Genomic DNA, 25,328 nt, shown 5'->3' with positions numbered 1-25,328 from the left:
ATAAATTTTACGAAAGAAGATGGAAAGGGACATGCTGTACGAACCCAATTATTTGGTGAAAGCGCTGGCCTATCGTAGTCAGGCCCGCCTTCTATTTGTTGAAAATACGGAGCTCGTCAAAGCGGTATGTCCGCGTCCGATGAACGACATGCTGAAAATCGCATTGGGCAGGACCGTCTCGGCCGCGAGCCTGCTTACCGGAACTTTAAAGGACCATCAACGAATCAGTTTGAAAATCAAAACCGGCCAAAAGGATGGCAAAATCTTCGCGGATGCCGATGCATGGGGCAATGTGCGCGGCTATCTAAGCGATGAATTGCGGAACGCGCCTCCTGCGTATTTGCGCCATCTCTCGCTCGAGCAATTGATCGGATCTAAAGGGAGCCTTCAAATGACGAAGGATATCGGAATGCAAGGCACGTTCACCGGGATCACCGATATGCCATACGGAAATATCGTCGACGACCTCTCGCATTATTTTCGGCAAAGCGAGCAGACACCCACCTTCTTTTCCTTGCCAATCGACATCGGTGCATCGGGAGACATCGTTCGAAGCCGCGGCGTTTTGGCCCAACTGCTCCCCGGGGCGCCGACCGAGCTAATCGATCGTATTAAGAACGATTTGCGCACCTCGAAAGTGGAAGACATGCAAGTGGTGGGCAAGGAGCCGATTCGATTGTTTTGCGGTTGCTCCAAGGAGGTACTATTCCCGATGCTGCACGCTTTGGACAAGGAAGAGTTGAAGGATGCGCACGCAGCAGGCCGTCCGATCGAAATCGTCTGCCATATATGCGGGAATGCTTATGCGTTTCAGCCGGATGAATTTGCAAGCATATCCGAAACATTGTAATCGTTGCGGGGCGTGTCACCCCATTATACGCCAATCCGACATTCGGTCCCAGCCACAAGACGGCAGCAGGCAGGCTTGCCTGGCGCGTTGAAGAAGAGACGGGCGCGGAGCTCGTCTCTTTTCACCATTTGTCTCGACCTCTTCCGAGGACGGCGAATCCGCTTTACCCGGTTCATCTTGCCTAGCGCTCTGCATTCGCTCGAATGGGATGGATACAATTGACAGTAAAATCGCGTTGTGATATAAAATGATCAGAATGTTTTTGGCGCAAATTTGCGGAAAATAGTGTGAAAAGTCGGAAAAATGCTGCAACTCGCAGCCTGCGAGTATTGCGATTAGCTTCGCGCAACGTTTCTCCTCCTTTTCGTGCTTTTGCATGCATGCGGCAGTTGCGCCAAACATTCGCGCCTTTTGGAGAATTTGAGGAAAAGAAGGGAGGAGAAACAGAGCCGAACGCAGTGCGCCGTGGCGGTCATTCACAAGATCATGGTTAGTCCAATCCATACCCATACGAAGAGGAGAGGATGAGTTTGATGATCGAAGCTATCGGGCACTATCGCAAGAAAGCGGGAGCATGCGCCGCCGCGGCGCTGTTGGTGGCGACGGCGCTGCTGCTGCCGCTGGGCGCGCAGTCGGTGGCGCACGCGGGTACCGCCTATTACGTATCCACGACGGGAAGCGACAGCAACGCCGGGACCGGCACCGGGACCGCCTGGAAGACGCTGCAGAAGGCAGCCAACACCGCAGGGCCGGGCGATACGGTCTACGTGATGGGGGGTACCTACAACCAGAAGCTGAAGATCTCGACTTCGGGCAGTTCCGCCGGCGGGTATATCACGTTCCAGAACTACGCGAACCAGACGGCGATCATCGACGGCACGGGCTTGTCGGTCGGCGACAGCGAGGGCCTGGTCGAGATCGGCAACGCCAGCTACGTGAAGATCCAGGGCTTCGAGATCCGCAATTACGCGAGTTCGACGCGGGACAAGGTGCCGATGGGCATCTACGTCTACGGATCGGGCAATCATATCGAGCTGCGAAACAACTTCGTTCACGATATCAAGAGCACGGCGACGGTCCGCTCCGACCTGTCGGGCCGCGACGCGCACGGGATCGCCGTATACGGGACCAACGCGACCGCCATCAGCGACCTTGTGATCGACGGCAACACGCTGACCAAGCTCGTCCTGGGCTCCAGCGAATCGCTGGTCGTCAACGGCAACGTGAACGGCTTCGCCATCACGAACAACCTCATTCACGACAACGACAACATCGGCATCGACGCGATCGGCTTCGAAGGCACGGCGCCAAGCAACGATCAAGCCCGCAACGGCACGATCAGCGGCAATACGGTGTACAACATCACTTCCATCAACAACCCCGCCTACGGCAAATCGCTGCCTAACGGCAGCTATGCGGCGGACGGCATCTACGTGGACGGCGGCAAGGATATCGTCATCGAGCGGAATTACAGCTACAGCAACGACATCGGCATCGAGATGGCCAGCGAACATGCGGGCAAATCTACGAGCAATATCACCGTCCGCAGCAATATGGTCTACAACAACAGCTATACGGGCATCGCCATCGGCGGATACGACACGCAGAGAGGTTCGACGATCGGCTGCAAGATCGTCAACAATACGCTGTACAAGAACGACACGGTCGGCTACGAGGGCGGGCAGCTGCTCGTCCAGTTCGACACCCGCAACAACGTGATCGAGAACAACATCCTGGTCGCGAGCGCCTCGGGCATTCTCATCCAGAACGGCTATACCCAGAACACCGGCAATACGGTGGACTACAACCTGTACTACGGACCGGGAGGGGCGTCGGGGTCGACCTGGATCTGGAAGACCGTCTCTTACGGCAGCTTCGCGGCGTACAAGATCGGCTCCGGCAACGACGCGCACTCGTTGTTCGCGGACCCGCTGTTCGTGAACGCCGCGGCCGCGAACTTCCATCTAGCCGCCGCTTCCCCGGCCATCAATGCCGGCTATGCGGATACGGCGATCATCGGCACGGCCGATATCGACGGAGACGCCCGCGTGAGCGGAAGCTCCGTCGATATCGGGGCGGACGAAAGCGCCTGATCCGCCCGATCCGGAGCCGAAGCCGAAGTTTCCTTCGTACCGCTAGACCCCTTAAGCCCGGCCGCAGGCCGGGCTTTTCTGCTGCAGCAGGCGCATGGCTAAACGCATGGACGGGTGTCCCATGGGCTCGGCGGGCTGAACGGACAGCCGCTTTACGCAAAATTTACGCAAACTCACATCTATCGTCAGGAAAACTTGCGCAAAAACCATTGACTAATTGCGCAAATTTTCGTAGATTATACTTATTATTTGCCGCAAACATTAGATTATTTCTCAACCATGGGGGGAGCCGCTTGAAAAAGAAAATTCGGTTGGCGCTAGTCGGAGTAGGCGACATGGGGGCGGGGCATCTGTACGGCTTCGACCGGATTCCGGAAGAGTGCGAGATCACATGGGTTGCCGATCCGCATCCGGACAATTTGGCGCGCGCGCTGGGCTATCTGAAGTACAACAAGCCGCAGGTTTGCGCCACGCATGAGGAGCTGCTCGCGCACACCGACGACTTTGACGCGGTCGTCGTCTCCGTGCCGAATTACCTGCACCGGGACGTCGCGCTTCCTTTCATCTACCTGGGCAAGCCGTTGTTCCTTGAAAAGCCGGTCGCGCCCACGCTCGCGCAATGCGACGAAATCATCCGGGCGGCCGAGGAGCGCGGCGTGCCCGTGCAGATCGGCCTCGTGTATCGCTACTCCAACGTCTACACACGCATGGCGAAGGAGCTAAGGCAGGATCGTCTCGGCGACGTTACGATGATGTGGTGCAAGGAGTTTCGGGATCCATTCCCGCCGGCTGACTGGTTCTACGACGAAACCAAGTCCGGCGGCGCCCTCGTCGAGAAGGATTGCCACCATTTCGACATCTTCAACTGGATGATCGGCGCGAAGCCGGTCCGGGTGTTCGCCTCCGGCGGACAGCACGTGATCCGCAACGGCGAGGATGTGCTTATCACGAACCACTACACCCACTACGCGCCGAAGCCGATCGGCACGAGCACGATCATCGACCATGCGTGGGTGACCGTCGACTACGACAACGGAAGCAAGGCGATGCTCGGCCTCTGCATGTATTTGAAACCGTATAACTTGATGGACGAAGGTCTTGAAATCGGTCTCATTGGCCGCAACGGCGGGCAGATGGTCGCCAAGAAGGACAAGACGCTCGATATTTTCGGCGGCGCCGACTTTACCCGCGAGCATATCGATCTGGACATTGTCAGCGACTCGGTGGAAGGCGGCCATACCGGCAGCCAAAAGCAGCGCTACGCCTTCCTGAACACGGTCCGGACCGGAGCGCGCCCGTTCGCCGATCTTCAGGTCGGCCGCGACGCGCTGCTCATCGCCCTCGCGGGCGAGCGCTCGATCAAGGAAGAGCGCTACGTCTACCTGGACGAACTCAAGTAACGCCAGGAGAGACGAAGGGGAGGGAATCGAGTGGTCAAAAGATGGAAGGAAGACGGGGCGTTCCTGCTGTTCATCTCCCCGTGGATCATCGGCTTCTTGGCCTTTTTCGTGGGCCCGGCGGCCGCGAGTTTGATCTACAGCTTCGCGGAATACAACGCCATCACGACGCCGATCTGGGTCGGCTTCGAGAACTATGCGAAGCTGTGGTCCGACGAGGTTTATCTGCAAAGCTTGCGCAACACGCTGTACTTCGTTTTTATCGGCGTTCCCGTCACCGTCGGCTTTCAGATCCTGCTCTCGCTTCTGCTGAACGTCGAGGTAAAGGGCATTCGCTATTTCCGCACGCTGTATTACCTGCCTTACCTGGTCCCGCCCGTAGCGACCATCGTCATCTGGTTGATCCTGTTCGGCTCCGGAGACGGCGTCGTCAATCTCATCCTCCTCTGGTTCGGCGGCGCGCAGATTGACTGGATGGGCAGCGAAGGGCTGATCAAGCCGGTCATTATCACGATCGGTATGTGGATGTCCGGCGGATCGGTGCTGGTATTCCTCGCCGGTCTGAAGGGCATCCCGAAGCCGCTCTACGAAGCCGCCCGCATCGACGGGTCCGGTCCGTTCCGCACCTTTTTCAACATCACGCTGCCGATGCTGACGCCGTCCATTCTGTTCACGGTCGTCATGCAGGTCATTTATTACTTCCAGATGTTCACCGAGGCGATGCTGCTTAGCAAGGGCGGCCCCAACTACGCTTCGCAGACTTACATGATGAATACGTATCAAGTGGCCTTCCGGGATTTGAACTTTGGCTACGCCATGGCGCAGTCGTGGGTGCTGTTCTTCATCATCCTCATCATTACGGTCGTGCTGATGAAGTCCTCCAATCGTTGGGTCTACTACGAAGGCGACGAGAAAGGGGGAGGCAACAGCTGATGCGCACGGCCAAAATCGCAAACCGCACCTATCAATATTTGCTGCTCCTGCTCGGATTGCTGGTCTTTATCGGTCCGCTCCTCTGGCTCGTCTCCACGATGTTGAAGACGCAGGACCAGACCTACGTATTTCCGCCGAAGCTGCTGCCGCAGCCGTTTACTTTAAGCGCCTTCAGCCGGCTCTTCGAGACGATGACGCTGATGCCCAGATGGATTCTGAACTCGTTCATCGTTTCCGGCATCAACGGCCTCGGCACCATCGTGACGAGCTCCCTGATCGCGTTCGGCTTCGCGAGGATGAAGTCGCGGCTGCGGCCGGCCCTGTTCGTCGTCGTGCTGTCGACGCTCATGATCCCGTCCCAGGTGACGCTCATCCCGATGTACATCCTGTTCAGCAAAATCGGCTGGTACGATACGTGGCTCCCGCTCACGATTCCGGTCCTGCTGGCCAGCCCTTACTTTATCTTCTTGTTCCGCCAATACTTCCTCACGCTGCCGCGCGAGCTGGACGAAGCCACTTACGTGGACGGCGGCGGCTACTGGACGATCTATAGCAAAGTCATCCTACCGCTTTCCGGTCCCATTCTCATCTCGGGCTTCATCTTCTCCTTCGTCTTCACCTGGACCGACTACTTCACCCCATTGATCTTCATTCAATCCGAGAAGCTCCAGATGATGAGCGTCGGCTTGCAGCTGATCATGGGCAAAAACTCGCAGGATCTTCCGATGATGGCCGCAGGCTCGTTCCTTGCGCTGCTGCCGATCGCCGTGATCTATTTTGCCGCGCAGAAATACTTCGTGGAAGGCGTCGTCATGTCGGGGATCAAATGAGAAAAGGGGAGTGCATCGCATGGTACGAAGCAGCACGGCGTTAAGCACGAAAGGGGGGCTCGCGCTCGTCGGCCTCGCCCTTGCCCTGTCCGCCTGCGGAGGGGACAAGGGAGAGAACGGCGCGACGGGGAGCGCATCGCCCGCGCCGTCGGCCTCCGCGTCGGGAGCCGCCGCGACAGGCGATCCCGCCGGGATCAAGGCCAAGATCACGTTCATGCAGTGGGGCACGCAGGAAGAAGTCAACCAGACCAAAGAGCTGCTGAAAAAGTTCAACGAAAAGTATCCGAACATCCAGGTGGACGTCGCCTCCAAGGACTGGGAGACCTACTGGACGGCGATCACGGCCCAGGCGGCGTCCCAGACGCTGCCGGACGTGTACAAGATGGACGAGGCTTATCTCGACAAATACGCCAAGCTGGGCGCGATGAAGGATCTGACCGCCCTGATGTCCGCGAACGGCTTCGACGCGAGCGAGTTCGAGCCGAACGTGCTGAAGAAGCTGCAGTCCGGCGGCAAACAGTACGCGCTGCCGCGCGACGCGAACACGATCGTTATGTTCTACAACAAGAAGCTGTTCGCCGATCCGAAGACGAATCCGGCGGGCGCTCCGGTGCCGACCGGGCAAATGTCATGGGACGATCTGATCGACATCGCGAAGAAGATGACGCTCGACAAGTCGGGCAAGACGGCGGCGGACGCGGGCTTTAATCCGTCCGGCGTCGCGCAGTGGGGGCTCATGATGGACGCGGCCGGCTCCGCCGACTCCGTCCTCGAGTCGCAGCTGTGGTCGAACGGCGCGAAGCTCGTGAACGACGATCAGTCGTTCGCGATGAACAGTCCCGAAGCGCTCGAGGTGCTCCGCAAATTCAGCGGCCTGATCACGGATCTGCACGTCGTGCCGAACTTCGGCCAGGCGCAGTCGATCTCCAAGGATCCGTTCCTCGCGCTGTCCACCGGCAAAGTCGCGATCAGCTTCGGCGGCAGCTGGAATACGAGCGAGTACAAGACGGCGGGCATCGACTTCGAGGCGATTCTGCCCCCGAAGTTCAAGGAAGAAAAGACCGTCGTTCAGGAAACCGGCTACGCGATCGGACCGACGACGAAAAACGAGCAGGCGGCTTGGACGCTCGCGAACTGGCTCTCCGGTCCGGAAGGGCAGATCGCGCTGGCCGAGCAGGGACAGTCCGTCCCGGCGAACAAAAAGGCCGCGGACGCGTATTTCGCCAAGGATGAAGGCTACGACAAGAAGGTGTTCATCGAATCGCAGCAGTACGCGATCCCCGTGCCGTTCTTCGACGGCAAAGAGAAGCTGCTGTGGGACATCATCCCGCAGAAGCTGACGAATCCGTTGTCCGGCAAGGGCGATCTGCAGAAAGCCATAGACGACATCCGGAAAGCGTACGGCAAGTAAGCGCAAGACACCAATTAAATGGGGGAGAACAAGGATGTCACACACGAAAAAGAATGCGGTCAAGACGCTCGCTCCGCTGACCGCGCTGGGCCTGATTCTCGCCGCCTGCGGCGGCAACTCGAACGCGGATTCGTCCGCCAGCCCCTCGCCTTCCGCTTCCGGCGACGCTTCGGCTTCGCCCTCCGCGTCGGCGTCGGCCTCCGCGCCGGCGGAGCCGTCCGGCAAGGTCACTTACATGATGTGGGGCACCGAGGAGGAGGTTAACCAGACCAAGGATCTGCTGAAGAAGTTCAACGAGAAGTATCCGAAGGTCGAAGTCGACGTCGTCTCCAAGGACTGGGGCACCTACTGGACCGCCATCACCGCACAAGCCGCGTCCAAGAGCCTGCCCGACGTCTACAAGATGAGCTATGCGTACGTGGACAAATACGCGAAGCTCGGCGCGATGAAGGATCTGACCGATCTCATTGCCAGCAGCGGCTTCAATCTGGGCGACTTCGAGCCCGGCGTTCTGGCCGCCCATCAGTCCGGCGGCAAGCAGGTGTCGCTGCCCCGGGACTCGAACACGATCGTCCTCTATTACAACAAGAAGCTGTTCGAGGACGCCAAGACGAACCCGCTCGGCGCCCCGGTGCCGACGAACGACATGACATGGGATCAGCTTATCGACATCGCGAAGAAAATGACGATCGACAAGAGCGGCAAGACGGCGGGCGATGCCGGCTTCAACGGAGCGCAGACGTCCCAGTGGGGCTTCGTCATGGACGCGGCCGGTTCGGCCGACTCCGTGCTGGAGCCGCAGCTGTGGTCGAACGGCGCCAAAATGGTGAACGACGACGAGTCGCTTGCCCTGAATACGCCGGAGGCGCTCGAGGTGCTGAACAAGTTCGCCGGCCTCGTCGCGACCGACCATGTCACCCCCTCGTTCAGCCAAAGCCAGACGCTGTCCAAGGATCCGTTCCTCGCCTTGGCGACGGGCAAGGTGGCGATGAGCTTCGGCGGCAGCTGGAGCGCCAACGAGTACAAAAAAGCGGGCATCGCCTTCGACACGGTGCTGCCTCCGAAGTTTAAAGAAACGAAGACGGTCGTTCAGGTGGCGGGCAACGCAATGAGCCCGAACTCCAAAAACGAAGCCGCCGCATGGGCGCTGCTCAGCTGGCTCGCCGGTCCGGAAGGGCAGATCGCGCTCGCCGAGCAAGGCCAATCGATTCCGGCCAACAAACAGGCGGCCTCGGCTTACTTGGGCATCGACGACGGCTACAACAAGCAAACGTTCATCGAAGCGCAGAAGTACGCTATCACCGCCCCATTCTTCGACGGCAAAGACAAGCTGATGTGGGAGATCGTCCCGCAGAAGCTTCAGCAGCCGCTGTCGGGCAAAGGCGACGTCGGCAAGGCGATCGAGGAGATCGCGAAGCTGTACGGCAAATGATCGACGAGCTTAACGGCACCGGTTGAACCCCAATCCAAGCGTTGAGAGGGAGGATGCGGAAGATGGCACAAGCGAATCGCAAGCGGCGTTGGCTGCAAGCGGGAGCGGCGGCCGTCCTGGCATCCTCTCTGGTCGTTCAAGGGGCGGTAGCCGCCCCCGCGGCCGGAGAGGGTGCAGGCGGGAAAGAGGAGGCCGCGATTTGGCGCGGCGGCACGGAGGCGAACGCGGAGCTGAAGCAGACGCTCCGAGAGATGAAGGCGATCCAGCAGGACGGCAAGCTGAAGCTGATGGCGCGAGGGCCGGGATTGGACCGCAAGGGCGTATGGTACATCGACGCCGACGGGAACGACAAGACGGGTATCGGCGTTCCTTACTGGGCGAACGGCGGCGGCATCGACTTCAAAATTTCCGAAGGGAAGGTATGGAAAGCCGCGGACGGCAAGTGGGTGCAGGCAGGAACCGCCCTGACCCAAACGGCGGGCGATACGACGGAGGTCGAGATGGAGCTGGCCGCCCTCGGCGCGGGCGAGTCGGCGATCATGCGGACCGCGTTCCGGCTCGACGGCGATCAGTATTTGCCGGCGGCGGGCGCTCGGATGCTGGTCGCCCCGCCGGCGGCGGGCGCCGAGTTCGGCCCGGACGTCAAGGTGACGGTGGACGGCTTGGCGGACGATTGGAGCGGCGTGAAGCCGGCCGCGCAATCCGCCGACGGCAAGACCGTCCTCTATGCCGCGGAGGAGGGGGACAGCCTCGTCCTGCTCGTGACCGGCAAGCTGGCGGAATTCAACGACATCTATTTCGATACCGACCGTAGCGCGGATACCGGATATGCGGATGTCGGATGGCCCTCGTTCGGCGGCGACTGGCTGATCGAGAACGGTGCCTTGTTCAAGAGCACCGGCGCCGGCTGGAACTGGGGGCCGGTCGAAGTCGCGAACATCGATTACAAGCAAGGGGGATCGGGGGATCGGGCGACGGTCGAATACCGGATTCCTCTGTCCGCGATCGGACTCGCCGCGCCCAAGGCCATCGCTGTCGGGTTTACCTCCAGCGACGTCACGGTTCCGCCCGCGGATACGCAGCCCCCGCTCGTTCTGCCTCCGCTGCCGAAGTTTAAGGTGGACGGCGATCCGGCGGAATGGGCGAGCTTGCCGACGACGGCCGTCGGCACGGGCCGGACCAAGCTGCTGAAGGCGTTCGCGGACGCCAAGACGCTGACCGTGCTGGCGAAGGCGGCCTCCTTCGACGCGGAGACCAATCTGTTCATCGACGCGGACAACAACGCCGGCACCGGATACAACGGCTGGGAGTACAAGCGGACCGGGGCCGATTATCTGGTGCAGAACGGCAAGCTGTTCCGCTACGCGGGACCGGGCTGGGCCTGGGAGGAGATCGGGCCGGCGGAGTGGCAGGTCTCTCCCCAAGCCGACGCGGACGGTCTGAAAAGCCTGGAGGTGCGCGTCGATCTGTCCGCCGAGCCCCATGCAGGCGGGTCGATGCGGGTCGCGATCGGCGTCGGCGAAGATTACGCGCCGGCGGTCGATCCCGAGGGCGAATACGCGCTGGCTTCGGGCCGCGGCGGCGCGCCGATCGTGGTTGACGGCCGGCCGGACGACTGGGCCTCGGTCGACGGCGGTGTGACCGGCGCGGGCGAAACGGTTAAGCTGACCGCGGCACAGGACGGCGACAAAGTATATTTGCTCGTGGAAGCGCCTTCCGTCGACACGCGCAACGTCTTTTACCTCGATACGGACGCGAACGCCAAGACCGGGGCCCGGGATACGGCGTGGACCGGCTTCGGTGCGGACGCCAAGATTGCCTATAACAAGCTTTACCTTTACGACAAGAAGACGGCCGGATGGAAGGAAGCGGGTCCCGTACGGGCGGAAGTATCGGCGGGCCGCGCGCTGTTCTACCTTTACCGGGATCAGCTCGGCTTGAAGAAGCCGGGGGAGCTGGCCGTCGGCTACGTCGGGCAGGAGGCTTACCGCCTTCCCGCGGCGGGCGGGAGCGCGCTCGTCCTGAAGAAAGCTGCCGCTTCGGGCGCCGCCGACAAGGGGACCTATGTCCCCCGGGAAACGTTCGGCGTCCTGGATAATCCCCTGATGGGCTGGGCGGGCTGGGCGAACGCCTCGGAACCGCTCGCGCAGCCGCACAAGCTGGTTTACGCCAATATCGCCTGGCGCGATCTGGAACCGGAAAAGGGCAAGTTCGACTGGGCCGGCATCGAGCGGAAGTTCCAATTCGCCAAGTGGCGGGCGGAGGGGACGCGGATCAATCTCCGGTTCGTCCTCGACGATCCCGGCGACGATCCGGATATGGATATCCCGCAGTGGCTGTACGACGAGCTCGTGAAGGCCGAAGGCGAGACTGGCGCCGGCAAGCGGTACGATACGCCGGATACGGTCGTCGGCAAAGGGTTTGCGCCAAACTATGCGAGCAAGACGCTGATCGCGGAGCACGAACGGGTGCTGACCGAGCTGGGCAAACGCTACGACGGCGACCCGCTGATCGCGTTTGTCCAGATCGGCAGCCTCGGACATTGGGGCGAGTTCCACAACTGGCCGGAGGAAGTGTCCGGCGTCTTCCCGAACCTCTCGGTATCGGACCGATACGTGGAGCATTACCTTCACGCCTTCCCGCACAAGCTGATCGGCATGCGCAAGCCGTTCCCGATCGCCGCAAGCAAGCGGCTGGGGCTGTTCAACGACGTCTTCGGCAGCAAGGGCGCGACGGACGAATGGCTGAACTGGACGGAGGAAGGATGGAACGGCATCGAACCCTATGTCGACGCGGGGCAGGATCCGGCGGCGGCGCAGGCGGCGTCCAAGATGCCGGACTTCTGGAAAGACAACTACTCCGGCGGTGAGTTCTACAACGGCAATCCGCTGCTCTCCCTGACGAACGACACGATCATGGAGACGCTGCGGCAGGCCCGCGCGAGCCATACCTCCTGGCTCGGCCCCTCCTCGCCGGCGCCGTATAAGCTCGGCAAAGACATCGACGAAGGCGTGCAGGCAAACATCGATCTGCTGCACAATACGATGGGGTACCGGTTCGTGCTCGAATCCGTGTCGCACGGCGCCAAAGCGGCCGCGGGACGCGGTACGACGGTCCGCATGACCTGGAACAACAAAGGCGTCGCGCCGTTTTACGCGGCTTGGCCGCTGGCGCTCGCGCTGATCGACGAGCGCGGCAAACTCGTGGACGGCAGCGTTCGGCGCCTCGGCGGCGCGGACGTGCGCAAGTGGCTGCCCGGGCAGCAGGCGCTGGAGGCCGAGTACGAGGTGCCGGCCAAGCTGACTCCCGGCGCCTATCGGCTGGCGGTGGCGATTCTGGATCCCGACACGGGCAAGCCGGGCGTTCACCTGGCCGTCGAAGGCGAGCGGGCGGACGGATGGACGGCGCTGGATAAGCTGCAGATCACGAAGTGAGGCGGCGAGGCCGCTTGCACGGCCCAGCGCCAGAGAGCATAAATTGTCGGTAGATTAGGGATGGAAAACGGCCTTCGCGTCTTGCCCGAACCGTCGATAGGGGAGAGGCGCGGAGGCCGTTTGCGTGGAATTTGGCTTCGTTTTCACTTCGGGATGGCGACGCCTCCGCCTTTGTGAAAAAACGACAAACGCCTTGCCGGGGAAGGCTTTCGCGAGCCGATAAGCTCCTCCGCAAAGTTGACACAGCTGCGGGCGTTCCGTTATGATGAGTGTAAACGTTTGGCGCAAACTTATCCTTGCGCTTTGCAAAGGAGTGCACATCGAGACGTGACAACGCTGAAAGACGTCGCTCAGCACGTTGGCGTCTCCATATCGACGGTTTCACGCGTAGTGAACAACGAAGCGACCCGTTCCGTCAATCCTGAAACCCGCCGCAAGATATGGGATGCCGTTGCCGAGCTCGGTTACCAGCCCAACAAGTGGGCGCGCCAGCTGGTCAAGGGCGGGCAGACCGCCCCGTCCGTCGCGACCCGCGTAGGCTGTATCGTGGCGGTTACGCAGAACAAATACAATCACCCCTACTTTTCCGGCATCCTCGAGGGAATCGAGAAAGGGCTCGTGGACAACGGCTACGAGCTGTCCTATATCCAGACGGGAGAGGATCTTCGCAATCCGGCGCTGCTGCACCGGATCCTGCACGAGAATCCGGCGGACGGCCTGATCCTCGTCGAGGGATTGGACGCTCCCCTTTACGACACGCTCCGCAAGAGCGTCAAGTATCTCGTCGGCGTGGACGTGTCCGATCCCGGGATCCCTCGCGTCACCTACGACCGGGTGCAGGCGGCCAAGGCGGCCGTGCAGCATCTGCTCGCGCAGGGGCACCGGCGCATCGCCTTCATCGGCGGTCCGGGCTTGTCCCAGGACATGGAGAAGGAGAAGCGCTACCGGGGCTACCGGGAAGCGCTCCGCGAAGCCGGCCTTGAGGCGCCGGCCGAGTGGATGCTGAATTCGCAGTGGGACGTCGAGACGAGCTACCGGCTGACCAAGGAGCTGCTCCAGAACGGCAAGGAGCGACCCACGGCCATCTTCGCCGCGAGCGACATGATGGCCATCTCGGCCATGCGGGCGGCAAACGAGTGCGGCCTGCACATTCCGGACGACATCGCATTCGTCGGCATCGACAATATCGAGCTGTCGGCATACAGCTCGCCGCCGCTTACGACGATCCACATCCCCAAGTTCGAGATCGGCGTCATCGCCGCCAAGATGCTCATCGACTACATTCACGGCCGGTATCCGATTCCGGTCAAGATCTCGGTACCGTTCGAGCTGAAGATTCGCCAGTCCTCGCAAGCCGACGCCAAGGCTTGAGCGAGGACGATCCCAAGAGACGGGCATGCGCCCCGTCTCTTTTTTGTTGTGCATGATCCTGCGAGGGCTGCTCGCAGCCCGGGGGCTGCGTGACTCTAGGAGCGCGTCCGCGTGAGTTAACGAAAGAAACTATCGTTACAGCGACCTTGCCTGCGAAGCGGTCCTTTAGCCGCCGCCCTCGACATCGCGTTCGGAGACAGGCAGGGCTGCGGACATGCGGACCATGCGTTTGTCGGTATGCGAATCAGCGAATGGTATCGTACAGCTCGATCGGGCTCTCGCCCTCCGTCGAAATTTCCAGATGCCAGCCCGTCAGGTCCCGTTCGAGTCCCTGAGCCTCCATCCACGCATGCAAAGCCGCATAAGTGTCGCGAATGGATGCCGGGTCGCCGTCGTGCCTACTCACGGCGTAGCGCCGCGCGGGGACTGCCAAGTCCGTCATCCCCTCCGGCACAGGACTGCCGGGCTCCGCCTCGACTCCGATCCAGTAGCCGTCCTTCTCCGGCGGCTCCTCCCCTACGATAAAAGCCCCGATGAATCGCTCCGGACGGATCGCCCCTTGGATCTCCGAGCAACGCTGGCGGAGCAGCGACGCCGTGCGCGGGATCTCGACCGCGTACCGTTCCCCCTCGCATTGCACCTGAAAGCCGATGAGGCGAAAAGCCTCCATGGATTCGATTTTCACGCCCGATCCCTCCTATCGAGAATGATTATGCCACTATCATACCATCATTTAGAAAATCTTGATCGATTCCCCTATTCCCGCTTAAGATGAAATCGTAGATTTTAGCAACAAGGAGAGGAACGAAACATTCATGAGCGACATCGATTATCGCGCCTTCTACGATCGCGTCGGCCGCGCCAACGGTTGGGACTTCAGCCGCGTGCAAGTCCATGTGGAGGGCAGCTCGCCCGACTTGTACGAAGAAGCGCGGGGGATCGCCCGGTCCTCCGATCTGCTGCTCGATATCGGAACCGGCGGCGGAGAAGCGCTATTGGGCATCCGGGACGCAGTCCACTTGCTGGTCGGAATCGACCGTTCGGCGGACATGATCTGTACGGCTGCGTCCAATCTGGCGCGAACCGGCGCGACAAACGTTCGTTTCGTCCGCATGGACGCGGAGAGGCTGGCGTTTCCCGACCGGTTCTTCGACATCGCCACCAGCCGTCATGCGCCCTTCGACGCGGCCGAGGTTGCCAGAGTCGTCGCGGACGAAGGGGTCTTCCTGACGCAGCAGGTCGGCGAAGGGGACAAAGCCAACCTGAAGGCGGCGTTCGGCCGAGGTCAATGCTACGGGGTACCGGAGGGCACGCTGCTGCTCGAGTATACGAGACGTCTCTCGGAAGCAGGCTTTACTGAACTCGAGACGAGCGAGTATGACGCGATCGAGTATTACCGAACGCCGGAAGATCTTCTTTTTTTGCTGAAGCATACTCCGATCATTCCCGATTTCGGCAAGGCGCCGGGGGATTTCGAAAAATTCGACCGCTTCGTCCGGGAACAAGGTTGCGATCAGGGGGTCCGGACGAATGCCCGGCGATTCGTGATCCGGGCGCGCAAAAGGACGAGCTAGGGCGCTGGGGATAGCGACTGTCTAGACGCAATCGTACATAAAGCTTTGTAATTAAGCTAGGCAAGCGGGAAAAGGCGAAAGCGCACTTGCCGCTTCGCGCGGATGAAGGAATAGGGTGTTTGGGAGCGGTTGAGGTGAGGAATCGGTTGGTCGGTTCATGGGGTGGTGCGATGGTTGCGATTTTTTTAACGAGTGCCACAGCGGCTACTACCGGGAAAATACGCTTTTTACAAATCTAACGGTTCTGAGGGACGTTATTCGAGCAAAAAAGAACGTTCTTGATGAAGAACCGAGAAATAAGCTTGTCAGCACCCTTTAGAAATGGAATAGAAGCATGACGAGCCGAATAAGCGCAATTCCAACCGTTAGCGGATGATTGGACCGAGAAATGCGAAGCGGAGATCCAGGCCCAGCGGAAAAAGGGAACCTAAAGCGCTGAAAGCAAAGGAGGCAACCCGTCCGGGCCGCCTCCTTTTATCTTTCTTCGCGAAAACGTCCCATAAGGACGGTGTGCTCGGATTTTCCGTCGGAGAGAATCCGGTCGTGTCGAAGATGTCCTTCCACGACGAAGCCGAACTCCTCGTACAATCGGATCGCTCTCGCGTTCGTTTCTGCGACCCGTCTGCACCCGCAGCTTCGACAATGCCGCCGCATCCGCCGGTTCGGCGGAACGGATCGTGTATCGGAGTCCTCTGGCCTCGTACGACTGCGGGTCGATAACCATGTTTCCTCCTCGTGAAGCGTCTGCATTTGGCCCAAAAGACAACAAAAAAAACGCCACGAAATCGTGCCGCTACTTGTAATTGAAGCAGTTGGAAGAGAAGGGCCATACCTCGCCCTCAATAATATTAGTATAAACGACCGGCCAATATAAGTCTATATCTTTGCCGAAAAATCGTCTACAGTAGGAAAGCCCGGGCCGGGAGCAACGCAAGAACAGAAGGAGGTACCCCGCTGTGAGATGGCTCAAATGGGACCTGAACCTGCGTACGCGCATCGTCGGCGAGACGCTCTTCAATTTGCTGTTTTGGATGTACTTCCCCTACATGACGCTCTACTTCCGATCGGTATTCGGAGAGCAAACGGCGGGGCTTCTCATGTCCGTCCCGCCCTTGGTCGGTATCTTCGGAAGCCTGCTCGGAGGTTATCTCTCCGACCGGATGGGACGGCGGTTCGCGATGCTGTTAGGGGCCTTTACCCAAGCGGGGATGTTCGCGATCTTCTCCTTGTCGCTAACGGATTGGACCGACTACCTCGCCTTTATCGGAATTAGCTTGGGCGGCTCGATATTCGGGCCGGCCAGCTCCGCCATGGTGGCGGACTTGACACCGGAGCGGGATCGCCGCGTCGTCTTCGCCACCTTCGTCACGGCGATGAATATCGGCGCCGTCTTCGGACCTGCGCTCGGCGCCGTCTTTTTCTTCCGCTATCGGACGGAACTGCTCTGGACGTGCACCGGCGTGTCGCTGCTGTACGCGATCGCGATCTGGTTCATCGTTCGGGAGACGCTGCCGGCGGCCGCGCGGGCGGCGAAGCCGCCGCAGAGCGTGCTCTCGCTCCTGAAGGACCAAGGAGCCGCCTATGCGGTCATTTACCGCGACCGCCTGTTCGCCATCTACATCGCCGCCGGCATCTTCGTCACTTTCGCTTTTATGCAGCTGGACTTGTACTTGGTCGCCTACGTAAAGGATTATGTGCCCGCCCAGACGCTATTTGCATGGGAAGGCGGTTCGCTCGCGCTGAGCAGCATGGGCGTGTTCGGTTGGATGATGGGAATCAACGGACTTCTGTTCGTTGTGGGCGTCCTGCCGCTCACCCGCTGGCTGTCCGCCTGGAGCGACCGCAACGTGTTCGTCTTTTCCTCGCTCTTGTTCGGGATCGGGATGTTCCTGATCGGCTGCACGACGAATGCATGGCTGCTGTTCGCCTTTACGATCGTGATGACGATCGGGGAGGTGAGCCGCTCGCCTGTCACCCAGAGCTTCGTCAGCCGCTACGCGCCCGAAGCGTCGAGGGGCCGTTATATGGGGGCCGCCAGTCTTCAGTTCGCCTGCGGAAGGTTTCTTGCGCCGTCGACCGTCATTCTCTCCGCCTGGCTGTCGCCGCCGGCCGTCTTTGGGATCATCCTGATGTGCACGATGATCGGCGCGGCGCTCTACATCGTCCTGTTCCGGATGCTGGCGGCTCGGGAGAACTGGCAGAAAGAGTGACCATCTGAATTTATGCGGTCGTGCTATCCCTCACGTCACCTTTTATTCGCATTGAAAAAGGCATTGCTCTTGGCTGCAATGCCTTTTCAAGGAATATCTCGGTAAATGAGTCAGGCTTATCATGGAAGGCGAAGAAAATGAAGGCGGTGCTAGAAGCTACGGCTTATCCGCGCCCAGCTGTGTAGGGCTCGTCTTGTTGAAGGCGTCTCAAACTGCCTCTTTCTGATTTCTTGCATAGGTGATACTTATGAGTAAGGGTTTTATTGTGCTTTCAAGGGCCTTACACAGCCCTGGCTTTTTTCTTTTGATTGTTGATGAGGGCATTTTTCATTGGTTTATACCCTGTTAATAGTTTGCCCAAAAGAATAGATGGCTTCTCAATAAGGTAGTACATAAGCGCAGAAACAACTATAGCAACTACGATACTCAGGCAAGTTAATAGCCAAGTCGAATAAGACGAATAATGATTCATAAAATAATAAAGTACCAAGAGGTGGGTTAGGTATAGACTGTATGATATTTTTCCTATGAAATGGATCGGAGTGAACAATAAAAATTTTGAAAAGTTCTTCATCGAAAGCGAAGCAATAATAATGATGCAAACACCAAAAGAAACTATCCAATCATTTAGGTAATTGGAAGGAGTAGATGGGGCTTGAGTAATTATGTTCGTAAACATAATTACTCCAATTGCCAAAACAAATAAACGGGAGAAACTCCCCTGTGTATTAAACATCTTTACAAGAGCATCCTTATGCTTTGCTAGTAGTGCACCAATTATGAATAGAGAAATATAATGCAAAGTGGAGTAGTAATTAGTGAGTGGTAATTGCGGATCAAAATAGGCATGATTTTTAGCCATATAACTAGCAACGCACGATAAAGCAAAGGCGATACAAATACCTGTTAACCAATATACTCTTCGTACAACGGACATTATAAATGGGAATATAAGAGATATTCTCATCTCATGAGCCAGGGACCAAACGACTCCCATAATGGCAACATAATTGAAACTACCAATTAGCAAATAATGCCCTATGAGGATGTCGCTGGAGATTGATACGTTTCTAAAAACGATTGTAACTGCAAGAATCAACGCTACGCAATAAGGAATATATATCCGAGTAATTCGTCTGATTATAAATTTCCCATAGGTCTTCAAAGATGTTGATTGTTTTTCGTAAAACTGAAGAGATAAGGAAAAACCGCTCAAAATAAAGAAGAAAATTACAGCTTCATGAGCAGAGAAGAAAACTTTAAAAGGTGTATATAACATGTAAAAAAGAAACTTACTTTGATCGAAACTTTCTTTAGATCGATAGAATAAAGTTATGATATGAGCAAATAATACGGTTAACGCTGCCAATCCTCTTAAAGAATCCAATTCTTTCAGTCTTTTCATAATTAAGCTCCTGCCATTAGAATATATAAATCATAGCAACTTAGAAATATGTTGTCTAATATAATGTTTCATCTTGATGAGAGTTATCACATAATGTCGTAAATCAGTCAAAGGAAAGTATCCAACCTGTCTCTCTGAGCATAATCCGATTTTGATCTAGTAGAAGATTGTATCATTTGAGATAAGCTATCGGATGTGATTTGGAGTATGCTTTGGATCCAAAGCTCCACGAAGTGTCGATTACGAATGTATCAGGGGTGCCTCACGAAGGTCGAATAGAGAAATATAGGCTCGGCTTGTTTTATCAGCCGAATTGACAGCCGGAACGCTTTTCCTTATGATTACAGCAATTATCCAAGTCCAAGCAGCAGGTGAAGCGAATGTCCCCCCGGACCCGAGAACAGAACGAAGAGATTCGCAGGCAGCGAAAGCAGGAGATCTTGCAAGCGGCCATCGCCGTGTATGCGGAGAAGGGCTACGCCGCCTCCGATATGGGCGAAATCGCGGAGCGGGCGGGACTCGCCCACGGGCTGGTCTTCTACTATTTCAAAAACAAGAAGACGCTGTTCCGCGAGCTTTACACGTATATGAGGGAAGAGTCGAAGCGAGCTACCGAATCCTATTTCGCGCAGGACGCCCCGGCTTTGGAGCTGCTCGGAGGCTATGCGAGGACCGTCTGCGAACGCGTGCTGAACCGGCCGGACATCTCCCGTTTCTACGCGCGGATCGGTCTCGATCTCCCCCATCTGTACGCGCCGGACGAGATCTCTCCCTTCGACTGGGTCAAGAGCTTCATGGAACCGATGGCGCGGACCGTCGAGCGGGGGATCGCGGAGGGCGACATCCCGCCCGGCGATACGCAGCTGATGGCGATGCAGTTCTGGGGCGCCGTCTCCCAGGGGATGACGTACCTCGATCAGGCGCAGCAGCGCCTGGCCGCGCGGGAGGACGCCGGGACGGCGCCGGAGGATCGGCTGGATGCGGTGCTGGATCAGGTCGTGTCGTCCGCTTTATCCCTGCTTCGGCAGGGATGATTTTTTTGGTTTTAATATTGACTTTTAACTCAGTCAAAAATAAAATGGCGATAAGGAGCGTGGTACATGAATGTTGGTGGAGATGCAGAAAGACCGTTTCGAGGCGTTGGACGACGAGGCGCTGTTCCTGGCATGCACGGAACCGGCGATCGATCGCATGCGCGGGCACAGCCTGGCGCTGAAAGCGGAGACGATCTCCGGCTTGAATCCGGGACAGCAGGCGCTGTGCATGTTCCGGGTGCTGTACCCGGCTCAGGCTTCGGAGGCGGACTTCGAAGCCTGGACGGCCTATCTGCTGGAGCAGCCCGCATATTGGCAGGGCGTTCACGGCGGTTTGCGGTTCTGGGGGGAAACGGACCTCTTGCGGCTTCTCGAAGACGCAAGAGAGGTGCTCGCGGCGAAGCGGATCGAGCAGGCCGGGGAGGACCGGAAGGCCATCCAATCCGCGATCCGGTCTTTGTTCGAGCGCTTTCAGTCGCAAGTCCGCGGAGCGCTGACCCGCATCGGGATCTATATCCGCTCTCGGCCGCAAGAGTTCGTGCAGTTGACGAGCTGACGGACCGGCGGACTGCGCATGCATCCGGCAAGTTTAACGGCGAGGGGCAACTGATAGACGAAGCTGCGCATGAACTGCTTCAATCGGCCGTGGACGGCTTGGTGGGGGAGATTCGTTCGCGAACATAGCCCTGTAGCGATGCGAGGGCGGGACATGCTATACTCTTGGCGAAACGAAAATGCTAGGAAATACCATTTTCGCAAAGCGCTTTGCGCGCTCGTCGGGAGGGAAATACAGCTTGTCCGAGAAAACGAAATTCGAAACGGTCGATGCGTATATCGGCTCCTTTCCGCAGGAGGTACAGGCGGGATTGGAGCAGCTCAGGGAGACGATCCGGCAGGCCGTGCCGGAAGCCGAAGAGGTCATCAGCTACCAGTTGCCGGCCTTTCAATACCATGGCATGCTCATCTACTATTCGGCTTACAAGAACCACTATTCGCTGTCGTTCCCTCCGCCGTTCCGCATCTTCGAGGCGTTCCAATCCGAGCTGGCGCCGTACGAGGTGTCCAAGACGACGATCCAGCTTCCGATGGACCGTCCGCTGCCGCTGGATCTGGTGAGCGAGCTGGCGAAGTACAGGGCGCGGGAAAACGAGGAAAAAGCGGCGAAGAAGAAGAAAAAGTGATGTAGAACCCCGGAAGCGAAAGCCTGGAGCGCGAAATGAAGACTGCACGGAGTGGGAAGGTCCATTCGTTGCAGTCTTTTTTGTTAATCTCTATCTTTCGTTTCGGGGGCAACCTACAGCAGGGTAGGCACGTCTATTTCACCAAACGGAAACGAAAAAGGAGGCTTGTCCCCATGGCCGTCAAGAGGACCGTTCTTTGGGCCGCCGGATTCGCGCTTGCGGCGATGCTGCTGGCTGGAAGCTGGCTCTTCGTCAGCAAAGCCTACTATCCGGCGCTTCCGTTCGAAGGAGTGTCCAAGCGGGAAGCGTTGGCGAAGCTTGCGGCCGGCGACGGGGCATTGGTGGAGCTTGCGGCCCGCCCGGGCTACCGCTGGCTCGGGTTCCGCGGCAGCCAGCAGAAAGGACGGGAGCGGATCGTCGAAGAAATGGAGCTCCGCGGATATCACTACACGCATATCGACGGCGCGGGTATTTTCTTCGCTAATCCGAACAGGGAACGAGCGATCGTCACGGGAACGAACTGGACGAGCAAGTATGTGCTGTACCGGGTTCCCGAGGGCGTCTAGCCGGCAAACGGAAACAGAAGTAGGCGAGATCCCGCAACGGGAATGAGGCTGTCGAAGACGGCTTCTTGCCCGCGCAAATGTACCGGACAAAATCCGCCGCCCTAAGCTAAATTCGGTTCAAAGGATCGACGCAGAGGAGGGCGGCGGCATTGACGGCTCCCGGCACCGGCTCCGTCCCCGGTTTTGTCCCGAAACCGCTGGGATTACCGTTTGAGGTCAGCCATCCGATCTCGCTCCATTACTTCGAATTCGCCAAGGATTTCACCTTCCGGGGCGAGCGCCGCGACTTGGCTGGCGCTTCCGCTGCAAGGCGACGGGGACATCGCCAAAGCCGTCAAAGAGAAGGCTTGATGGCGAATCCGTAAGAGCGGTCCGGCGCTGGTTGCGGCGATCGGCTGGTGGAGATACGCGGACCGGAGCAGAGAGGGCCGACTGGACCGATAGACGAAAAGCGGATTGTCGCCAAACCCCGGAGCGGGCGTGTTCCGGGGTTTTGGCGCTTTCGGCGGTGACGCGGTGGTGCCGGGCGGCGATGCTGCAAACTTGATCGATGTCCAGATGTGGAATGGACAGCGGAAAGGAGTTTTTTTACAATGTAAAAAAGGAACGAACCAACTGTTCATTTGGAACATGGAAGCATCTGGGAGGAACGATATGAGCGGATTGCAGCGGTTGAACGAGCGCCAGCAGCGCATGCTGGCGATTCTGGAGCAGACGGGCGACGTGCGGGTGCCCGATCTCAAGGCGCAGTTCGGCGTCACGGAGATGACGATTCGGCGGGACCTGGAGAAGCTGGAGCAGACGGGCAAAGTGAAGCGTACGTTCGGCGGCGCGATCATGGTGACGCGGGACGTCGCGTTTTCGGACCGCACGGGCGTCCGCGCCGCCGAGAAGACGCGGATCGGCCGATGCGCGGCGGAGAGCATCCAGCCGGGGGACGCGGTGTTCCTCGACGGGGGAACGACGACGCTGCAGATCGTCCGCCACCTGCCGGCGGAGATGCGGATTACGGTCGTCACGAACGCGATCAATCTCGCCGCCGAGCTGATGGACAAGAAGATCCCGACGCTCGTCTCCGGCGGCATGCTGCTCGACACGACGTCCACCCTGATCGGGCCCGTGTGCGTCGAAGCGCTGTCGAAGATGGCGTTCGACCGCATCTTTCTCGGCACGACCGGCATGACGGCGCTGCACGGCTTCAGCAACTCGAACATGTACGAAGCCGAGATCAAGCGGGTCGCCGTCTCCCGGGCGAAGGAAGTGAACATCGTCGCGGACCGTTCCAAATGGGGCGTGCAGGATCTGTTCTCGTTCGCCGAGCTGTCCCGGGCGGACCGGCTGTTCACCGACGCGCCGGAAGGGGAGGAAGACGAGCTGCGGCAGGCGTTGGAGGAAGCGTCGGTCGAGTGGGTCGTCTGCGATTAAGGCGGTTCCCGGATGCCGTTCTTGCAAGCATAGCAACGTTCGATCCGGACAGGAGATTAGACCTCATCTGATCTTTTCGAACAAAAGCATCGACAAATCCGGCAATGTGCCTTATAGTAATGTTTAAAACAAACATATTTATGTTTGTATATAACATGAAAGGGATGATCGGGTTGTCCAGCAGCAGCAAACCTAGACTGAACCGAATGTTCAGCGAGCAGGGAAAATGTTTTGACGTCGCCATCGATCACGGGTTCTTTAACGAATATTCCTTCCTGGCGGGAATCGAGGATATGCCGCGCGCGATCGCCACGATCGTCGACGCGAACCCCGACTGCATTCAGCTGAGCGTAGGGCAGGCACGGCATCTCCAGGCCATTCCGGGCAAGCGCAAGCCCGGGCTCGTGCTGCGTGCCGACGCGGCGAACATCTACGGCAGCGAGCTGCCGCGCTTTCTGTTCAGCGAGCTGATCGACGAAGCGGTGGAGCACGCGGTGCGTCTGGACGCGGTCGCGGTGTGCGTGAATCTGCTGCTGCTGCCCGGTCAGCCCGAGCTGCACCATCAGTGCGTCCGGAACGTTACCCTGCTGCAGCGCAAATGCGAAGCGTACGGCATGCCGCTGATGGTCGAGCCGCTTGTCATGCTGCCGAATGAGGTCAAAGGCGGCTACATGGTCGACGGCGATATCCGCAAAATATTGGCGCTCGTCCGGCAGGGCGTGGAACTGGGCGCCGACGTCATCAAAGCCGATCCGTGCGACGACGTGTCCGAATACCACCGGGTCATCGAGACGGCCTCCGGCGTGCCGGTCCTCGTCCGGGGCGGCGGCCGAGCGAGCGATGAGGAGATCGTGCACCGGACGGTGACGCTGATGCAGCAAGGCGCCTCCGGCATCGTCTACGGGCGCAACGTCATTCAGCATCCGAACCCGGCCGGCATGACCCGTGCGCTCATGGCGATCGTCCATCACGGCGCGGCTGCCGACGAAGCGTTGGCGCTGTTGAACGGGGAGGGAGCATAAGAATGGCAAAGCAGACAATCCGCTTCGGCATCGTCGGGTGCGGCCTCATGGGCAAGGAATTCGCCAGCGCCGCGGCGCGCTGGCTCCATTTGGCGAATCTGGACGTGGAGCCCGAGATCGTGGCCGTATGCGACGCGAATCCGGCGGCGACGGCCTGGTTCCGCGAGCGCATCCCGAGCGTCAAAGCCGTCTATGACGACTACCGCCAGCTCCTCCAAGATCCGGATGTCGATGCGGTTTACTGCGCGGTGCCGCACAACCTGCATGCCGAGCTCTACGCGGATATCGTCCGCGCGGGCAAGCATTTGCTGGGCGAAAAGCCGTTCGGCATCGACGCGGAGGCGAACGGCCGGATCGCGGCGGCGCTCGCCGAGCGGCCGGGCGTGCTCGTGCGCTGCTCATCGGAGTTCCCCTTTTTCCCGGGGGCGCAACAGATCGTCCAATGGGTGACCGAGGGGCGCTTCGGACGGATCATCGAGGTCGAGGCCGGGTTCTGGCATTCCAGCGATCTCGACCCGCGCAAGCCGATCAATTGGAAGCGCCGCATCGGGACGAACGGCGAATACGGCTGCATGGGCGACCTCGGCATGCACGTGCTGCACCTGCCGCTCCGCTTCGGCTGGCGTCCGCGCAGCGTCCGCGCGCTGCTCAGCCAAATCGTGTCCGAGCGCCCGGATGGCAAGGGCGGCATGGCGCCGTGCGAAACGTGGGACAACGCGATCCTCGCGTGCGACGTCGATACGGGCAACCAGGCCTTCCCGATGACGCTGTCCATGAAGCGGATTGCGCCCGGCCACGCCAACACCTGGTTCATCCGCATCCAGGGCACGGCGCTCTCGGCAGAGTTTACGACCAAAAATCCGAAACAGGTCGCCTCGCTGCCCTACGAACCGGGCGGCCCGCAGGCATGGCACGTCATCGATGCGCCGTATCGCTCGGCCTACGAGACGATCACCGGCGGCATTTTCGAATTCGGCTTCTCGGACTCCATCCTGCAGATGTGGGCGGCGTTCTGCGACGAGCTGGCCCACCGCGACGCGATGACGCAGCCGTTCCGCTGCGCCACGCCGGAGGAGGCGGCCGGCAGCCATCGGGTGTTCACCGCGGCGCTGGCGTCCCAGCGCACGGGTCAGACCGTGACGATCGATTGGGGGGACTGA

General features: G+C 59.1%; 21 protein-coding genes. 19 read left to right on the top strand and 2 right to left on the bottom strand.

Annotation, left to right across the window (positions count from 1 at the left end; translation table 11 throughout):
- Positions 1-55: 55 nt before the first annotated feature.
- From LKX83_RS18450 to LKX83_RS18410, 9 genes are all read left to right on the top strand, one after another.
- Positions 56-850, top strand: coding sequence for an Hsp33 family molecular chaperone HslO (locus tag LKX83_RS18450; RefSeq protein ID WP_370639097.1), 795 nt, complete (start codon positions 56-58; stop codon positions 848-850).
- 533 nt (positions 851-1,383) lie between these two features.
- Complete coding sequence (locus LKX83_RS18445) at positions 1,384-2,943, top strand: right-handed parallel beta-helix repeat-containing protein (RefSeq protein WP_227883764.1); 1,560 nt, start codon at positions 1,384-1,386, stop codon at positions 2,941-2,943.
- A gap of 293 nt (positions 2,944-3,236) precedes the next feature.
- Entirely contained in the window at positions 3,237-4,343 is a 1,107-nt protein-coding gene (locus tag LKX83_RS18440) for a Gfo/Idh/MocA family protein (RefSeq protein ID WP_227883763.1), read from the top strand.
- A gap of 30 nt (positions 4,344-4,373) precedes the next feature.
- Positions 4,374-5,273 carry a carbohydrate ABC transporter permease gene (locus tag LKX83_RS18435; protein ID WP_227883762.1) on the top strand — a complete coding sequence of 300 codons (900 nt, stop codon included), beginning with the start codon at positions 4,374-4,376 and terminating at the stop codon, positions 5,271-5,273.
- Positions 5,273-6,103, top strand: coding sequence for a carbohydrate ABC transporter permease (locus LKX83_RS18430; RefSeq protein ID WP_227883761.1), 831 nt, complete (start codon positions 5,273-5,275; stop codon positions 6,101-6,103). Before LKX83_RS18435 ends, LKX83_RS18430 begins: the two co-directional genes overlap by 1 nt.
- Positions 6,104-6,122: 19 nt before the next feature.
- Positions 6,123-7,514, top strand: coding sequence for an ABC transporter substrate-binding protein (locus LKX83_RS18425; protein ID WP_227883760.1), 1,392 nt, complete (start codon positions 6,123-6,125; stop codon positions 7,512-7,514).
- A gap of 34 nt (positions 7,515-7,548) precedes the next feature.
- Entirely contained in the window at positions 7,549-8,946 is a 1,398-nt protein-coding gene (locus tag LKX83_RS18420; RefSeq protein WP_227883759.1) for an ABC transporter substrate-binding protein, read from the top strand.
- A gap of 62 nt (positions 8,947-9,008) precedes the next feature.
- Positions 9,009-12,380, top strand: coding sequence for a DUF4832 domain-containing protein (locus LKX83_RS18415; protein ID WP_227883758.1), 3,372 nt, complete (start codon positions 9,009-9,011; stop codon positions 12,378-12,380).
- A gap of 327 nt (positions 12,381-12,707) precedes the next feature.
- Positions 12,708-13,751: a LacI family DNA-binding transcriptional regulator gene (locus LKX83_RS18410; protein ID WP_227883757.1), complete on the top strand. Its 1,044-nt coding sequence runs from the start codon at positions 12,708-12,710 to the stop codon at positions 13,749-13,751.
- Between the two features lie 244 nt (positions 13,752-13,995).
- On the opposite strand, the gene LKX83_RS18405 is transcribed toward LKX83_RS18410, so the two are convergent.
- Positions 13,996-14,436, bottom strand: coding sequence for a GyrI-like domain-containing protein (locus tag LKX83_RS18405; protein ID WP_227883756.1), 441 nt, complete (start codon positions 14,434-14,436; stop codon positions 13,996-13,998).
- Positions 14,437-14,566: 130 nt separating this feature from the next.
- On the opposite strand from LKX83_RS18405, the gene LKX83_RS18400 reads away from it, so the two are divergent.
- Both LKX83_RS18400 and LKX83_RS18395 read left to right on the top strand, forming a co-directional pair.
- Positions 14,567-15,325, top strand: a complete 759-nt coding sequence (locus tag LKX83_RS18400; protein WP_227883755.1) for a class I SAM-dependent methyltransferase — start codon at positions 14,567-14,569, stop codon at positions 15,323-15,325.
- Positions 15,326-16,281: 956 nt separating this feature from the next.
- Positions 16,282-17,535, top strand: coding sequence for an MFS transporter (locus LKX83_RS18395; RefSeq protein ID WP_227883754.1), 1,254 nt, complete (start codon positions 16,282-16,284; stop codon positions 17,533-17,535).
- Between the two features lie 280 nt (positions 17,536-17,815).
- Here the strand turns inward: LKX83_RS18395 and LKX83_RS18390 are convergent, their stop codons facing one another.
- Entirely contained in the window at positions 17,816-18,940 is a 1,125-nt protein-coding gene (locus LKX83_RS18390) for an acyltransferase family protein (protein WP_227883753.1), read from the bottom strand.
- Positions 18,941-19,320: 380 nt separating this feature from the next.
- Here LKX83_RS18390 and LKX83_RS18385 point away from each other — a divergent pair, with 380 nt between their 5' ends.
- The 8 genes from LKX83_RS18385 to LKX83_RS18350 all read left to right on the top strand — a co-directional run bounded on the left by LKX83_RS18385 (position 19,321) and on the right by LKX83_RS18350 (position 25,328).
- Positions 19,321-19,974: a TetR/AcrR family transcriptional regulator gene (locus LKX83_RS18385; protein ID WP_227883752.1), complete on the top strand. Its 654-nt coding sequence runs from the start codon at positions 19,321-19,323 to the stop codon at positions 19,972-19,974.
- Positions 19,975-20,044: 70 nt separating this feature from the next.
- Positions 20,045-20,530 carry a hypothetical protein gene (locus LKX83_RS18380; RefSeq protein ID WP_227883751.1) on the top strand — a complete coding sequence of 162 codons (486 nt, stop codon included), beginning with the start codon at positions 20,045-20,047 and terminating at the stop codon, positions 20,528-20,530.
- A 238-nt stretch (positions 20,531-20,768) separates the two neighbouring features.
- A complete protein-coding gene (locus LKX83_RS18375; RefSeq protein WP_227883750.1) occupies positions 20,769-21,155 on the top strand; it encodes an iron chaperone in 387 nt (128 codons plus the stop codon).
- 173 nt (positions 21,156-21,328) lie between these two features.
- Positions 21,329-21,721 carry a hypothetical protein gene (locus LKX83_RS18370; protein WP_227883749.1) on the top strand — a complete coding sequence of 131 codons (393 nt, stop codon included), beginning with the start codon at positions 21,329-21,331 and terminating at the stop codon, positions 21,719-21,721.
- A 149-nt stretch (positions 21,722-21,870) separates the two neighbouring features.
- The gene (locus LKX83_RS18365) at positions 21,871-22,086 is read left to right on the top strand and encodes a hypothetical protein (RefSeq protein WP_227883748.1); all 216 of its coding nucleotides are present in this window, start codon (positions 21,871-21,873) and stop codon (positions 22,084-22,086) included.
- 289 nt (positions 22,087-22,375) lie between these two features.
- Positions 22,376-23,146 (top strand): DeoR/GlpR family DNA-binding transcription regulator, encoded by a 771-nt coding sequence (locus LKX83_RS18360; RefSeq protein ID WP_227883747.1) that lies wholly within the window; start codon positions 22,376-22,378, stop codon positions 23,144-23,146.
- A gap of 173 nt (positions 23,147-23,319) precedes the next feature.
- Positions 23,320-24,168 (top strand): class I fructose-bisphosphate aldolase, encoded by an 849-nt coding sequence (locus LKX83_RS18355; RefSeq protein WP_227883746.1) that lies wholly within the window; start codon positions 23,320-23,322, stop codon positions 24,166-24,168.
- Between the two features lie 2 nt (positions 24,169-24,170).
- Positions 24,171-25,328 (top strand): Gfo/Idh/MocA family protein, encoded by a 1,158-nt coding sequence (locus LKX83_RS18350; RefSeq protein ID WP_227883745.1) that lies wholly within the window; start codon positions 24,171-24,173, stop codon positions 25,326-25,328.

This window comes from Cohnella baijiui, from assembly GCF_020731285.1.
Classification (GTDB): domain Bacteria; phylum Bacillota; class Bacilli; order Paenibacillales; family Paenibacillaceae; genus Cohnella.
This window is presented reverse-complemented; position numbering and strand designations above follow the sequence as displayed.

Coding starts and splice junctions, on each gene's coding strand:
- LKX83_RS18400 (WP_227883755.1), top strand. CDS start 14,567: ATGAGCGACATCGATTATCGCGCCTTCTACGATCGCGTCGGCCGCGCC.
- LKX83_RS18385 (WP_227883752.1), top strand. CDS start 19,321: ATGTCCCCCCGGACCCGAGAACAGAACGAAGAGATTCGCAGGCAGCGA.
- LKX83_RS18360 (WP_227883747.1), top strand. CDS start 22,376: ATGAGCGGATTGCAGCGGTTGAACGAGCGCCAGCAGCGCATGCTGGCG.
- LKX83_RS18420 (WP_227883759.1), top strand. CDS start 7,549: ATGTCACACACGAAAAAGAATGCGGTCAAGACGCTCGCTCCGCTGACC.
- LKX83_RS18380 (WP_227883751.1), top strand. CDS start 20,045: ATGTTGGTGGAGATGCAGAAAGACCGTTTCGAGGCGTTGGACGACGAG.
- LKX83_RS18425 (WP_227883760.1), top strand. CDS start 6,123: ATGGTACGAAGCAGCACGGCGTTAAGCACGAAAGGGGGGCTCGCGCTC.
- LKX83_RS18370 (WP_227883749.1), top strand. CDS start 21,329: ATGGCCGTCAAGAGGACCGTTCTTTGGGCCGCCGGATTCGCGCTTGCG.
- LKX83_RS18350 (WP_227883745.1), top strand. CDS start 24,171: ATGGCAAAGCAGACAATCCGCTTCGGCATCGTCGGGTGCGGCCTCATG.
- LKX83_RS18430 (WP_227883761.1), top strand. CDS start 5,273: ATGCGCACGGCCAAAATCGCAAACCGCACCTATCAATATTTGCTGCTC.
- LKX83_RS18445 (WP_227883764.1), top strand. CDS start 1,384: ATGATCGAAGCTATCGGGCACTATCGCAAGAAAGCGGGAGCATGCGCC.
- LKX83_RS18390 (WP_227883753.1), bottom strand. CDS start 18,940: ATGAAAAGACTGAAAGAATTGGATTCTTTAAGAGGATTGGCAGCGTTA.
- LKX83_RS18415 (WP_227883758.1), top strand. CDS start 9,009: ATGGCACAAGCGAATCGCAAGCGGCGTTGGCTGCAAGCGGGAGCGGCG.